General features: G+C 53.5%; 15 protein-coding genes. 8 read left to right on the forward strand and 7 right to left on the reverse strand.

Annotation, left to right across the window (positions count from 1 at the left end; translation table 11 throughout):
* Nucleotides 1-144: 144 nt before the first annotated feature.
* Nucleotides 145-330 (forward strand): CsbD family protein, encoded by a 186-nt coding sequence (locus tag HNQ64_RS05040; protein ID WP_184205984.1) that lies wholly within the window; start codon nt 145-147, stop codon nt 328-330.
* Between the two features lie 217 nt (nt 331-547).
* Here HNQ64_RS05040 and HNQ64_RS05045 read toward each other — a convergent pair whose 3' ends face one another.
* On the reverse strand, nt 548-1462 hold the full coding sequence (locus HNQ64_RS05045) for a transglutaminase family protein (protein WP_184205986.1): 915 nt from the start codon (nt 1460-1462) through the stop codon (nt 548-550).
* Between the two features lie 46 nt (nt 1463-1508).
* Complete coding sequence (locus HNQ64_RS05050; protein ID WP_184205988.1) at nt 1509-2354, reverse strand: transglutaminase-like domain-containing protein; 846 nt, start codon at nt 2352-2354, stop codon at nt 1509-1511.
* Here HNQ64_RS05050 and HNQ64_RS05055 point away from each other — a divergent pair.
* Nucleotides 2338-2565, forward strand: a complete 228-nt coding sequence (locus HNQ64_RS05055) for a hypothetical protein (protein WP_184205990.1) — start codon at nt 2338-2340, stop codon at nt 2563-2565. The genes HNQ64_RS05050 and HNQ64_RS05055 overlap by 17 nt on opposite strands.
* A 60-nt stretch (nt 2566-2625) precedes the next feature.
* Complete coding sequence (rpoN, locus tag HNQ64_RS05060) at nt 2626-4029, forward strand: RNA polymerase factor sigma-54 (RefSeq protein ID WP_184205992.1); 1404 nt, start codon at nt 2626-2628, stop codon at nt 4027-4029.
* Here rpoN and HNQ64_RS05065 read toward each other — a convergent pair.
* Nucleotides 4004-4597: a PA2169 family four-helix-bundle protein gene (locus HNQ64_RS05065; RefSeq protein WP_184205994.1), complete on the reverse strand. Its 594-nt coding sequence runs from the start codon at nt 4595-4597 to the stop codon at nt 4004-4006. The two genes, rpoN and HNQ64_RS05065, sit on opposite strands and share 26 nt — an antisense overlap.
* 251 nt (nt 4598-4848) lie before the next feature.
* On the opposite strand from HNQ64_RS05065, the gene HNQ64_RS24450 reads away from it, so the two are divergent.
* Both HNQ64_RS24450 and HNQ64_RS05075 read left to right on the forward strand, forming a co-directional pair.
* Entirely contained in the window at nt 4849-5196 is a 348-nt protein-coding gene (locus tag HNQ64_RS24450) for a CsbD family protein (RefSeq protein WP_184205996.1), read from the forward strand.
* A 30-nt stretch (nt 5197-5226) separates the two neighbouring features.
* Nucleotides 5227-5778: a ferritin-like domain-containing protein gene (locus tag HNQ64_RS05075; protein ID WP_184205998.1), complete on the forward strand. Its 552-nt coding sequence runs from the start codon at nt 5227-5229 to the stop codon at nt 5776-5778.
* A gap of 111 nt (nt 5779-5889) precedes the next feature.
* Here HNQ64_RS05075 and HNQ64_RS05080 read toward each other — a convergent pair whose 3' ends face one another.
* Nucleotides 5890-7302, reverse strand: a complete 1413-nt coding sequence (locus HNQ64_RS05080) for a sigma-54-dependent transcriptional regulator (RefSeq protein ID WP_184206000.1) — start codon at nt 7300-7302, stop codon at nt 5890-5892.
* A 15-nt stretch (nt 7303-7317) separates the two neighbouring features.
* On the reverse strand, nt 7318-8475 hold the full coding sequence (locus tag HNQ64_RS05085) for a hybrid sensor histidine kinase/response regulator (RefSeq protein WP_184206002.1): 1158 nt from the start codon (nt 8473-8475) through the stop codon (nt 7318-7320).
* Nucleotides 8476-8797: 322 nt separating this feature from the next.
* Here HNQ64_RS05085 and HNQ64_RS05090 point away from each other — a divergent pair, with 322 nt between their 5' ends.
* A complete protein-coding gene (locus HNQ64_RS05090; protein WP_184206004.1) occupies nt 8798-10198 on the forward strand; it encodes a hypothetical protein in 1401 nt (466 codons plus the stop codon).
* A complete protein-coding gene (locus HNQ64_RS05095; protein ID WP_184206006.1) occupies nt 10195-11031 on the forward strand; it encodes a sugar phosphate isomerase/epimerase family protein in 837 nt (278 codons plus the stop codon). Before HNQ64_RS05090 ends, HNQ64_RS05095 begins: the two co-directional genes overlap by 4 nt.
* Before the next feature lie 57 nt (nt 11032-11088).
* On the opposite strand, the gene HNQ64_RS05100 is transcribed toward HNQ64_RS05095, so the two are convergent.
* Complete coding sequence (locus HNQ64_RS05100; protein WP_184206008.1) at nt 11089-11685, reverse strand: RNA polymerase sigma factor; 597 nt, start codon at nt 11683-11685, stop codon at nt 11089-11091.
* 295 nt (nt 11686-11980) lie between these two features.
* On the opposite strand from HNQ64_RS05100, the gene HNQ64_RS05105 reads away from it, so the two are divergent.
* Nucleotides 11981-12439 (forward strand): hypothetical protein, encoded by a 459-nt coding sequence (locus HNQ64_RS05105; RefSeq protein ID WP_184206010.1) that lies wholly within the window; start codon nt 11981-11983, stop codon nt 12437-12439.
* A gap of 42 nt (nt 12440-12481) precedes the next feature.
* Here the strand turns inward: HNQ64_RS05105 and HNQ64_RS05110 are convergent, their stop codons facing one another.
* Nucleotides 12482-13735: an ATP-binding response regulator gene (locus HNQ64_RS05110; protein ID WP_184206012.1), complete on the reverse strand. Its 1254-nt coding sequence runs from the start codon at nt 13733-13735 to the stop codon at nt 12482-12484.
* Nucleotides 13736-13824: the final 89 nt, after the last annotated feature.

A 13824-nucleotide genomic window follows, 5' to 3' on the forward strand; every position in this document is an offset into this window, starting at 1 on the left:
AGCACCTTGCATAACCTATCTCGGACTTCTTTAAGCCTTGATTACCAAGGGCTTATTACGCCGGAAAGCCTCTGGCACGGTTTGAGCAAAAGAGAGGCATTGAGGGAAGTAATCTTCCCCTCAAAACACCAACCCTTGAACATTATGACCAAGCTCAAAATCAAAGGCACCTGGAACGAAACCAAAGGTAAGCTGAAGCAAAAGTACGCTGAGCTCACCGACAACGACCTTCTTTTTGAAGAAGGCAAGGAAGATGAACTCCTCGGTCGTCTCCAGCAACGCACGGGTGAAACCAAGGAAAAAATCCGCAGCTACATCGAAGAGGTGTAACCGGCCTAGCCTGTCACTTTCGCAACTTTAAAAACCCCAGCCGCCCTCTCTCCATTTTCTGGTGGGAGGGCGGTTTTTGTTGAGCGGTCTAACCCAAGTGCAATCCATGGTTAGGCCCAACACGCAAAGAGCTCTTATCCGCTCCGGCCAAAGTAGCTTGAGCTCTAGATCGTCAAGACTCTAATCCTGATTGCAGTCGTGGCTTCTTCAGCTTGGATCAGGAGAGGCCCGTCACTTTCACCGCTGCTTCAGGCATCACATCTCCAGGCCCTTCGCGGATCGTCACTGCCACCTCCATGCCCAGGTAGCAGCCCGGTGGGCCATCGTAAATCCCGCTGACAGGCATCACCCCGCGCGGGTGAGCGCTCACCCCTAAAGTCACGTGTTTGGGGGACAAAGCCTCCCCCACGGTGGGGTCAAAGCCACACCAGCCATTGTCAGGAAAATACACCTCCACCCACGCATGGGTAGATCCTCGGCCTGCTGTGGCTGCCGCCGCATCCAGGTAACCACTTGCAAATCGCGCGGCCAATCCTAGAGAACGGCAGGCCTCCATCAGCAGAGTTGCCATGTCTCGGCATGACCCAGTGTTAAAGGTCAGAGTGTTTGCTGGAGTTTGCACCCCTCGTTCTTCCCTTCGCCGATAACGGATCTGTTGATGAATGCAGCGGTTCAGATGGGCCACGGCTGCCACCGCTGTCGTGGCGGGATGACTCTCCATCTGCGCCGCCGTCCATTGGCCGATGACCGGTTGGTCTTCCGGATACACCGGCTGTAGATAGCCATTCACCACAGGCTGCTCCATCTGTGGATACGCCACGGGTAAGCTTACCAAAGATGGGCGGCTGATACGCCTGGGTGCCTCATCTTCTGCGCTGGAAGCTCTTTCGAGGATCACCCGATTCACAATCTCGAGACGATCGGCCATTTTAGGCATTTCAGCGATGGCGATGCTGTTGCCATACAGATCGGTCAGCCAAAAAAACTTCGCCTCTGGCTGAACGATGAGGTCGTGCCTCACCACGGTGATGTCATGGCCTTCTCGGGGTCTCAATACCAGACGATGCAGGCCAAAGCGCACCGGCTCAGAGTAGCGATACACCGTGCGATGCTCGATGTGAAAACGTCTCATAAAAGCAACCTCTGAGGTCATCCCGCCGGGACGGGATTGCAATGAATTACGTGTGGCAGATGAAGACGCGTTGCAGTTCTTCCACCGTCAGTTTGCGGTAATCTTTATCCAGTGCCTCGCAGCTCACATTCTGGCGGTCTAACTGCAAATTTCCAAACGAGGTGCAGACGGAAACTTCCGCCGCATCTCGTCCTGTGCCGATGTGCACCACCCCGTCTGGCGAGGCCAAGCCTGTGGCATCCCACAGCAACCAGCGCCCGCCGATCCAGGTCTCAAAGCAGGCATGAAAATCCGGAGGATTCAGCTCATGCGCATAGGCCGTGAAATAGCGCGCTGGGATATTCATCGCCCGGCACATGGCGATGCCCAGGTGCGCAAAATCCCGGCACACTCCTCGCCGCTCCACCAGTGAATCCACGGCTGAAGTGCTCGCATCCGTGGAACCACTGACATACGAGATGTGTTCTTCGATCCACTTAATCACTGCCAGCACCCGGTCTAAAGGTGTCTCACAGTCCCCAAATTGCTGAGCGGCTAAATTTCCGAGACGATCCGACTGGCAATAACGGCTGGCATACAAACAGCTCAGCACCTCCAAAGGAAACTCATGCACCTCCGTGTCTGCCAGATTGTGGCGATAAACCAGCTCTGGGCTATTCTCGACGGTGGCCTCATAACGAATGTGGTATAGGCCTGGGATCTGCGCCGTGATTTGATCAAACCGATTTCCTGTCACGTGGTCTGTGTGCTCCACGTGTGGCATCGAAGGCGTGAGGTGGAAGGTTTCGTCCACAATTCTCTGCCGCGAATTTTTCTGAGCACGGATGTTCAGTAAAAAAGTCAGCGGTGCGGTGGCCGTGTAGTCGAGTTCACAGATGATCTTGAAAGTCATGGGAGCAGTAAGGGGAGAAAAACACTGCAAGACCTGTGCCGTAAGGCATCCGATGGTGATGATTTCGGTGTTGCAGGATGCACTCGCCCATCCCTTGCAGTTTGCAAAACAAACAGTTCATCATCCCCAAATGCCTGTAGGATTACCCCTGCCAAAGCTTTATCCGCTGGGCATGATTCTTGCAAAAGTTGTGAAACGAATACGCCATTGATTTGTCTCTCAATGAGATGGTTGTCTTCTGACTTCGTTTCTGATCCCCATTCTACGCGTCGTGTCTTCCAACTCCCTCCTGCAAGCCCCAGAACTGTCACAGCATCTGTCGCTGGAACTCCGGCAGAAACTTGCTGTTCTGCAAACCCCTACTCATGAGCTGGATCTCCTTGTTCGGCAGGAAATGCAGCAAAACCCCGTTTTGGAGCTCGAAGGTGGCATAGATGCCAGTTTGGAATCTTCGGCGGAAGATCCCATCGAAGATCCCTGGGATGAGGAATTGAGCAAACTGGCTCAGCGAGATGAGGAGTGGAACCCTGCACCAGCGCGTAGCCTCGCCACCCCTGAGGATGAAGAACGCCGCCAGTTCGTCATGGAATCCCTGACCAAGCCAGTGACTCTTGCCGAACATGTCGAAGGTCAATTGTTAGGCATGCGTTTCGATGACGAAGAGAAAGAAGACATCCTGCGCCTGCTCGGTCATTTGAATGACAACGGCTGGTTAAAAAAACCGTTGGTCGAGATCGCCGCAGAAGAGGGAAGGCCCTTGGAAGAACTGGAATTTGCCCAAGACATGCTGCTCACTCTCGATCCACCTGGTCTAGGTGCTGGAGATCTCCGGCAGTGTCTCATGGTGCAACTCGAGCGGGAAAAACGCACCAAGACCCTGGAGTACCACATTCTCGATGAATGCTTCCACCTGCTGTCTCGGCGTAAATTTGAGGACATCGCCATGCACTTTGATGTGGAAGTTGATGACGTGCAGGATGCTGCTCAGCGCATTACAGCTCTCAATCCTCGCCCTGCAAAGGACTTCGATGAAACACCCACCATCGGCTTTCACGTGCAGCCAGAGATGACCATCGAAAAACAGTCGGGTCAGTGGACCGTCACCATTCACAAAGAAGTGACGCCGTCCCTTCGCATCAGCCAGTTCTACAAAAGCATGATGGCTGAGGCTGATGGAAAAAAGGACGTTCGAGACTTCATCCGCGACCACATCAAACGTGGTCGTTTTTTCATCGACATGCTGCAACAGCGCCAGCAGACCATCCAAAAAGTGGCTGAGCACATCGTTGCTCGTCAGGAAGATTTTTTTGAGATCAGTCCGTCTTCTTTAAAGCCCATGACCATGGCAGACATTGCCAATGAAATCGGCATCCACGAAAGCACCGTCAGCCGGACCGTCGCTGGAAAGTTTGCTAACACTCCGCATGGTGTTTTTGAGCTGCGTTCCTTTTTCACCTCTGGCATGGCAACCTTTTCGGGCGAGGCCGTGAGTGGCCGTACTGTAGAAGCTGCCTTGAAGGAAATCATTCAAGCGGAAGATCGCTCTCAGCCTCTTCATGACAAAGAAATCGTCGAGCGCCTGGCAGACCGTGGCATACGCATGTCCCGTCGCACGGTGGTCAAGTATCGAGACCGCCTGGGCATCCTGCCTAGCTCTCTGCGTCGGGGTTCGTGAGTTCGTTCTTTCCAGGCACTCGTGGCTTTTGATACAGCCCACTGTCACGTAGCCTGCGCACTCGATCATGGGCACGATGCACTTTCTGCGCCAAAGACTGGATGCCAAACCGCACTGTCTCAGGCAGCTGCTCTGCGGGCTGGAGGGCTTCTTCAAAAGCCTCCTCGGCTGCATTTTCACCTCGTTCCACTTCATCTAGGATGGACTGGTCATCGGGTTCTTCGGACAAGGCCGTTCGCAGGCTCATCCAACTGCGGTGAAACATCGCCGTCGTCGAACCCGTGCTTGGCACCACTTCCTCACCGGCCAGATTCATCAGCTGAGATAGCTCACTGGCCATGCTGCGACGTTCCCGGGCATATTTATGAAATTCATCTCGCAAGGCTCGATCGTGCACATGTGCCGCCGCATGTTGGAATCCATTCTCGCCATCGTGCGTCACTTTCATCAGGTTGAGAAAGAGGGCCGTCAGCCCTGCTGAAGGCACGGATGCCGCAGCAGCGCGGGGAGGATAAGAGTTTAAAAGTCCGGAAGAAAATCCGGGCGGCTGGGGGTTGTCCGCATTCATAAAGGAGGAGGTTGGTCACAAAGAAGTGACAGTTTATCTGTCTCCTTGCACAAGCGAGGCCACGCACATTTGAGATGGTAAAGTGTGCTAACTGCGAGGCAGTCTGCATGCCCGTGCGTGCTAGCTACAGCATTTTGGCCTAACCGAAGGCGCGATTAACGGGGGGCGTCGTGCGCTGGGGGATGGCATCCCTTATGCAAAGAGGTATCTGGAATGCATCTTGCAGAAGATGCTCTCGATTCACCTCCACCATGAAAACTACACTCACTCTTTTCGCCCTCGCTCTTGTCCTTTCGGCTTGTGATCAAAAGGAAAGAGCAGTCATTCGTCAAGAAAGCCGGGATGCTGCTGAACAGATCAAAGAATCTGCCATCGAACTCAAAGACCAAGTTGCTGCCGCAGTCCACAGCGAAGGCAATAAACTCAGGATCAAAGGCACCTGGAATGAGGCCAAAGGCAAGCTGAAGCAAAAGTATGCTGAGCTGACCGATGACGATCTCCTCTATGTCGAAGGCAAAGAAGATGAACTCTATGGCCGTGTTCAAAAGCGCCTGGGTAAAGAGCGTGTGGAGGTCGAAAAGATTTTTGAAGAACTTTAATCTCTCTTCAAGCCTAACCCAATAAACATCATGAAACTCGAATCCCTTCAAAGCCTCTACATCCACGAACTGCAGGACCTGCACAGCGCCGAGATGCAAATCAAAAGTGCGTTGCCAAAAGTCATTAAAGCAGCTGCATCGAAGGAGCTGAAAGAAGCTCTCAAAGCCCATCTTGAAGTCACCAAGACCCATGTCGAACGCCTCAACGACATTTTGGCCAGCCATGACGAAAAACGCGAAAGCGAAAAGTGCAAAGGCATGGAAGGCCTGCTCGAAGAGTGTGAAGGCATGCTCGAAGAAGAAGGCGATGACATCCTTCGCGACTTGGGCATCATCTCAGGCTGCCAGCGTGTAGAGCATTATGAAATGGCAGGCTACGGCAATGCCCGTACTTTTGCGGAGCAGCTTGGCCATTCCGATGACATCGCCCTCCTCACAGAAACCATCGAGGAAGAAGGTGCTGCCGATGAGGAACTCACCAGTGTGGCTACCATTCTCCTGAGCCAGTATGATGGCGATGCTTCAGATGAGGATGAAGAAGACGAATCTGAGGCGCCTGCTCGTAAGAAAGCAGCCCGCTAATCCTGATCATAAAAAGCCAGCCGAGTCACTGAAGAGTGCACTCGGCTGGCTTTTTTAATGGTGGAATTCAGAGCAACTTATCTTTTTAAGACCTTCCTTTGGCGGAAGGAATCAGTGCGCCGCTTTGCCATCCAAGCCCATTTTTTTCCTTTTGCGGTAGAGGGTAGCTTGGTCAATGCCCAGAATAACCGCTGCTTCCGCGAGGCTACCTGCTGTTTCTAAAGTCTGCTTGATGTAAGCTTCTTCGATCTGCTGAAGCGTCATGCCCTGCCAAGCGCTGAAGTCTAGCCCATTGCTATTGGACATTCCTTGAGCTCCTCCGGATGAGGAACCAGCGGAGCTGTTACCTCCATGGACTTCAGTAGGGAAATCATCGGCTTCCAGTTGATCCGTATTTGCTAGGATCACAGCCCGTTCAATCGCATTGCGCAGTTCACGCAAGTTGCCTGGCCAACTGTAATTCGCGATCCGACGTTTAGCCGCCTCTGAAACTCCATGAAGCTTTCTGCCCACCTGTGCCGCAAAATGCTCTGTGTAGTAATCAGCGATGCGTAGCAAATCACTCTGACGATGTCTGAGAGGTGGCATCTCCACGGAGATCACATTGAGTCGGAAGAAAAGATCTTCACGGAAGGTGCGGTTACGCACGCTTTCTTTCAGGTCGCGATTCGTCGCAGCGATGATGCGCACATCCGCTTTGCGAGTCACGGTTTCGCCCACACGCTCATATTCGCGCTCTTGCAGCAGGCGCAGGAGCTGTGGCTGGATCTCTAGCGGCAGTTCGCCGATTTCATCAAGGAAAAGGGTCCCTCCTTCCGCTTGTTTGATCTTGCCCCACGTGTCCCGGATAGCACCAGTGAACGCTCCTTTGACGTGGCCAAAAAGATCACTCTGCAGCAGTTCTTTGGAGAGAGCTGGGCAGCTCACGGTGACAAAGGGTTTATCCTTGAGATGACTTTGCTGGTGGATGGCCTTGGCTACTACGCTCTTGCCTGTGCCACTTTCACCCAGGATCAGGATGGCTGCCGGCGCGCGTGCTGCGCGCATCAGCACGTCCATGACGGACTTCATCACAGGAGTTTCAAAGTCAAAACGTGGCTCTGGGCCACTTTGCTGGCGTACTTCCTTGACCTCTTTTTCTAAAGTTTCGATCCGCTGGCTCATTTGCCTAAAGCGGGTCAATCGGGCCAGAACCGCGCGAAATTCTTCACGAGTAAAAGGCTTTTCCAGGAAATCCAACGCCCCACGCCGTACGGCCTCAACGGCTATTTTGACGGTGCCCTGGGCGGTGAACATGACCACTGGGACTTGGGGGTGGTGTTTCACCAAAAGGTCCAAAAGGTCCAGGCCATTTTCAGGTCCCAGATTCAAGTCTAACAAAATGGCATCGTACTTTTCCTCCTTCAGCCGGGCCAGTGCTCCGGCGCTGTTTACCACAGGCTCAGCATAGTGGCCTTCATCGTCTATCAGCATGCACGTCGCATCGCGGATGCTTTTCTCGTCATCAATTACAAGGAAATCCATGGTTTTAAAAGAGGGTCAGAAACGGGGTTCCAGACTGGCCCGTTTGCTTGGGCGGATCTTTGGCAGGCGTACCGTGAATGCGGCACCCTCACCCAAAGTTGATTCTAAAAGTAAATGGCCGTGCATGGCCTCGATCAATTTTTTGACAATGCTCAGGCCTAATCCGGTGCTTGGTTCACCCGCCGTTGGACGGGCCGTTAATCGGGCGTATCGGCGGAACATGTGCTGCTTATCCGCATCGGTAAATCCAGGGCCTTCATCCCGGATGCAGCACTCCACGCAGTCCCCGTTCATGGGGGAGACACTGACGTGGATTTTTTTACCGCTTGGGGAGAACTTGATGGCATTCGACAGGAGGTTATCGAGCACTTGTTTCAAGGCTGTAGGGTCAGCTTCGATGGTGCTGCTGCTGCTGTTAAACTGGCAGATGAATTCGATTTCCTTTCGTTCTGCGGCCAACTGATATTGACGCACGGCCTGATTCGCGGCCTGTGCCAGATCCACAGGTTCGGCATTGAACTGAATCATCCTTTCCGTGAGGCTATTGGCCAGGAACTCCTTCACGAAAGCCAGCATCTGCGTGGTGTTTAAAAGGATGTTTCCCACTAAGTGCTCGCACTTTTCATCCGTGGGGTGACGCTCCAAACGGTCGTGCAAGAGCTGGGCACTCATCTGCATACCACCCAAGTGATTTTTCAAATCATGCGTTAGGATGCCCAAGAGCTCATCTTTATCTTCAGCCAAAGCTTTCAGGGAGTCTCGCGCCATTTTCAGTGCTAGATGAGTCCTGACGCGTGTGAGCAATTCGGCACGGCTGAATGGTTTTGTGACGTAGTCCACCCCACCACTTTCCAGCGCCTGCACGATGAGGTTTTTATCATCCGCTGCTGAGAGGAAAATGATGGGAATGTCTGTGAGTTCCGGGATTTCCTTGATCAGTTTGCAGGTTTCTACGCCGTCGCGTTCGGGCATCAAAACATCCAGCAAGATGAGGTCTGGAACGGTTTTTTGCAGCAGCGCCAGTGCTTGGTCACCACTTTCTGCCTCGATCACTTCGTAACCCATGGCGAGTGTTAGGAGGTCACTCACCAGCTTCACGTTCTGGGGCTGATCATCCACGACCATGATCTTGGATCTTAACTCGTTCGGGTCATTTTTAGAAGTCGCGGGCATGGTGAAGCAAAGAGTGGACTGCTATCAGGGAGCACAATCAACCGTGATCACTGGCTATCATGCTCAAACCCTTGCACAGCCTGTGCCAGAGTTTCTTGAGGCATATCCCCTTGGTTTTAAGCCTGTTCCACAGGGAACATGTGAATTGGATATTGTGTTTTTAGGGCGTTTTGCAATCATTTAAGATATGCAAAATGCAACGGCATAATCCGCACTGACAGCTAAATCGGCTTTCTTTGAGAAAGTATGGAGATATTGGTTCGGCGGGGCAGAAAACTTTCATAACCGCACGCGCAGGCTGCGGCGCATCCGATTCATTTGGATGACGCCTTTTTATCGGGATGATGCGATCCGACAGCGGCTGATTGAGTTTCTCGGTGGTGAGACTCTCGATCAGGTGACGGCTACCTATCTGACGCACTCGGATGGCTGCCAATTCCGCCGCTCTCAGTTGCGTGTTCCAGCGGAGCTGGATTGGTTTCTCGAGCGTGATCTGGATATTGCGCGCTCTTTGGCAGACTCGAAGTCGCTCATTTTTCATCTTGATATTGAGTATGTGCATTTCGATTCTCCAGCAGAGGCTCATGTAGATCCTGTGCGCGCTTTTGAGATTCAGGAGCCCGTGGTGCGCGTGATCGAGTGCTTGCTACTGCACTGGGGCATCCGGCCACTGCACATCCTCACAGGGCAGGGCCATCACTTTGTATGGAGGATCGATCGCCACAGTGAACTCGCGCAGCGCCTGAGCATGCTGGATCCAGCCCCTGAGCTGCGGGACGCCTGCGTCGCTTCTGTCCCAGAGCCGTTTACAGGCCAGATAGGTGCCCTGGCCCAGAGCGCCTTTGCAGCGCAGTCTTTGGTCATGGAATACGTGGCCCAAAGGATCAAGCAAGAGGCAGCGCCACTGATGGAGATCCCCGTGGAGATCACTGCAGTTCACGTTGGGCCGGGGAAGTCGGGTCAAAGGGAAATCGTATCGTTGGATATTTCTGAATATGGAGACCCGCTGTATTCCAGAATGATCCGCCAGCCCTTCTCTTATTATTTGAAACCGTGGATGCAGGGGCTCACAGATGATCCTTCAGTCAGAGACCAGATCCCCCTGGTGCGAGTGGTGCCGCTGCATGAGATGGATATCAAACTGGCCCTGCAAGTGCGTCAGGTGGAGGCCGATGTGCGCGATCTGGCCCGGCGTGCCTGTGTGCGGATTCCCGAGCAATCACACGGGACGACGAAGCTGCTGGACGAGTACCTGAGTTCCTCGCTGCGGCGCTTTCACGACTTTTTTTATTCAGATCACCATGACCCAAAGGATCGCTGGCATGAGACTTATGAGCAAACCCCCAGTCACATCCTCCCCCCATGCATGCGCTCTTTGTTGGAGGATCCGAATGATCGATTGTTAAAGCCTGCTGGCATGCAACTCATCACACGCAGCTTGCTGGCCAGGGGTTGGCATCCGCGGCACATTGCGGGTCTTATCCGGTCAAAGTTTGAAAACCGCGCTTATGGTTGGGGCGTGGATTGGCAGGATTACAATCCTGGCATTCGGGCTGATTTTTACACACGGGTCTTTGCAGGCCTGCGTGCCACAGGCCTGGATGAACTCATTGACTTCAATTGCATTTCTACCCGGGAGAAAGGCTTTTGCCATTCACCCTGCGATGCGGGGAGCTGCCTCGCACCGCTTCGTCAGACACTGCTCACCCATCCTATGTTATGAACCAATGGCCCATCGGACTTTCCACTGGCTGTTTTTATCAGCGCAGTATTTTTGAGGTGCTAGACGGCATCGCTGAAAGCGGATTCAAGCAGATCGAGATTTGCTCCTTTCCCAAACATTTGGATTACCATCAGCATGACATGGTGAGGGAGGCAGGGGAGCGGATGCGGGCGCTGGATCTGCATCCATTCTCTTTTCATGCGCCTTTCGCAGACCACATTGATATCACTTCCCTGCATGAGCCTACCCGGCGCGGAGCGGTGAATGAACTCATCGTGGCCTGCACGGCGGCTGCGGCTATGGGTGCGCGTAACGTCGTGCTACATCCTGGTCCGGAACGTGAAGGACGCCCACCCCAGGAGGAATTCCTTCAGCACATGAATCATGCCGCGGAGTCGCTCAATCTGGTGGCGCGAAAATGCATGGACTTGGGGGTGAACTTACTCCTGGAAAACATGCTGCCGCACCTGCTCTTCGGCCATACGAGTGACATGCTCTATCTCCTGGGGCAGATTCGTGAATGCAATGTCGGCACCTGTTTGGATACGGGCCATGCGAACCTTGCGGGAGAGCTGGGTACCGTGGTTCATAAACTCTCGGGCCACCTGAAAATGCTTCATGCCAATGATAACCGAGGGAATTATGATGCCCATCTCAATCCCGGTGAAGGAGTGATTGATTGGCCCTGGCTGCTGGCAGAGCTCAAGACTCACCAGTTTAAGGGGTCTCTTATTCTGGAACTGGCGGGGAATGCCCATGAATCCATTCCTGAGACTCTTTCCCGGGCGCGCCGTGCTTTTGATTATTTGGTGCAGGTGGGAAAAAACAACTGACCGGATTCCGGAATCAAATTCCAAAAACCGGTCAGACAAGACTAACGGAAAGTGTGATTACATCACTTTATGCTGCATTCCACCCGCGATGTGGCAGAGCTTACGCATGCCCAATTCCAGGCGGGTTTTCACCGTGCCTAATGGTAGGCTGATGGCGGCGGCGATCTGCCGCTGGCTCATGCCGTGAAGGTGGGCGAGCACGACGACTTCCTTCTGCGCGACCGGCAGTGTCTGCAGCAGGCTGTTGAGATAATTGCGGATGTCGTGGTTCTCGATGTCATGCTGAGCGCTTTCGATTTCGTAAGCATTCGATGGCTTCGAGGCTTTTTCCAACCGCTCAGTAGCCATCTGGTAGGAGTGACGCTGGCGGAGGCGATCAATAGCGCGGCGACGTGCCAAGGTGATGAGCCAGCCAGCAGCCTTGCCTTTTTCGACCGAGTAGTTGGCTGCATTTGTCCAGATCTGGATGAAGACCTCTTGAAGCACGTCGTCAGCTTCGGTTTCGTCATGAATGACGGAGATGATGATGGACTTCAAAATGGAGTGATAACGCTGATGCACTACCCACAGAGCGTTTGGCTCTTTGGCTGCGAGGCAGGCCATGAGGGCTTCGTCGTCCATGTCAGTGAAGGAGGAGGTCGGGGCGATTTTCATAAGATGGGTAGCGGAAGGGGTTTCAGGGGTTGCGCTGAAGGTGAGTGCGCAGTGACAGTTCCCTTCATTGCAAACCCCATACCCACCCGAGCCAAACTCGATTTTCGTTGATAACCAACGATTTATGTTTTTGGCGATCCGTGCTTACCGCCCAGAGTACTGACGAAATGCAAGGCTGAAATCGTGCACCTTGTAAAACGCGAATCGTTTTACTCACTTCAGGTGGTCGTGCCAAAAATGGGCAAGCTCAAGCAGGTCTGGGATTGCGATTATTGTTAAACAGCCCTTTACGATCATGAATTTTATCAATCTCGCCACTCTGGATAGCATGCATGAAGCTGAGCGCCTAGCCGATGCGTTAAGCCACGCAGGTATCAAAGCCCGTACACATGATGAAAGTGACATCCAGCGTTTCATCTTCCTCTCAAAACCCAAAGCCTTCTCCATCGTGCAGGTCCTACAAGAAGATTATGCGCAGGCAGTGGGGGTGATCCAAGACATGCAGGACCGGCATGAGCCTCTCTGCCGCCACATCTTCAGTTGCCCAGAGTGTGGGTCTCTCGCGGTGGAGTATCCGCAGTTTACACGGAAGTATTTCATCACACCACTGCTGCTTGAGTGGGCGAGTAACTTCGGCCTGTTTAACAAAAAGTTCTACTGCCGTAAATGCCACGCTGTATGGCCGTACCATGAGGGCGGTCGCCTGCCCGTCATTGGTCATGCTGCGGGGGTAGAAGTCGCCCCACCGAATTGATGGGGCGATGGAGCAGACTCAATGCAGATAAGAGGTCTCCAATCAGGCGGGGATCTCTTCCGTTGTGGGTTCGAGATCAGACAATTTAGTGGCCGTGCTCGGAAAAGTGACGGTGACGTAACCTCCAGCTCCGCGTTTTCGATTGCCAAGAGTGAGGGTGGCTTTGATACGGTCGGCAATGCGTTTCGCGGAAGCTAAGCCGACGCCTAGGCTCGGCTGGGTGCTACCGTCCTTATGATGCATGTAGGGCTGGAACTGACGGCGCAGGTATTCATCTGAAAAACCGGGTCCGTTATCCTTCACGCGCAGGATGATGAGGCCATCCGCTTCAGAGATGCGGACTTCGATACGGCCTGCATGAGGGGTGAAATTGACGGCGTTCGAAAGCACTGCATCCACGATCTGGTTCACGGCAAAGGAAAGACCCGCGATAGGGAGGGGACGGCTGGGAGCTGTGAGGGCAAGTTCCACCAGCTTGCGCTTGGCCGTTACATACCATTTGCCCACCATGGATTTTAAATCGTCGGTGGTGAGTCCTTGAGGGCTGGACCCGTCTTGGAATGCACTGGCGCTTGAAGATTCCTCATGAAGGAAACCTTCGATCGAGCTGAGCATGCGATGTGTCTCCCGCATGGCTTCTTTGCTGAGGGCCAGCATGCTGCCGGGACGATCTGCTTCTTCCATGTCCCGATAGACGGTGGAAAGAAAAAGGGAGATGCGTTGAAGTGGCTTATGCCATTCATGAGCGATGAGATCCAAGGTGCGTCGCCTTTCCTGCACTTGCATGATGTTGCGCACTTGGCTGCGGTGCAGATCCACATGGGTGCGCACTCGGGCCAGCAACTCGGACTTGTTAAAAGGCTTGGAGATGTAATCAATGCCGCCTTTGGCAAAACCGGTCATGACCGACTGGTGGCCCGCATCGCCCGACAAAAAGATGATCGGGATGTTCTGCGTGGCCGGATTGGCTTTGATTTGTTCGCAGACTTCAAATCCATCCATTTCAGGCATCGCTACATCCAGAAGGATGAGGTCAGGCCAATGGTTGCTGATGCAGCGCAGGGCCTCTTCGCCACTCTCCGCAGTGACGACTTGGAAGCCATCACTGGAGAGCACTTTTTTCACCATTTGCAGATTCCTAGATTGGTCATCCACCACCAAAACCAGCGGAGGGGCGCTGAGGGAGGAGGCTGAATGTTCTTTGCCTGCCTGCCGTTGCAAACCGGACACAACCGGGATGGGTTGAGTCGCTTTGCTGGGCGCAGGGGTGCTGGGCGGATGGGATGCCTGGGACATGGTCAGAAAGGTAAAGGACGGTAGAGCGAGTGAATGGTGGTTCTACGCCTTCACCCAAAATCGCAGCACGGTGGATTCATGCATGTATG

The organism is Prosthecobacter dejongeii, from assembly GCF_014203045.1.
Lineage (GTDB): Bacteria > Verrucomicrobiota > Verrucomicrobiia > Verrucomicrobiales > Verrucomicrobiaceae > Prosthecobacter > Prosthecobacter dejongeii.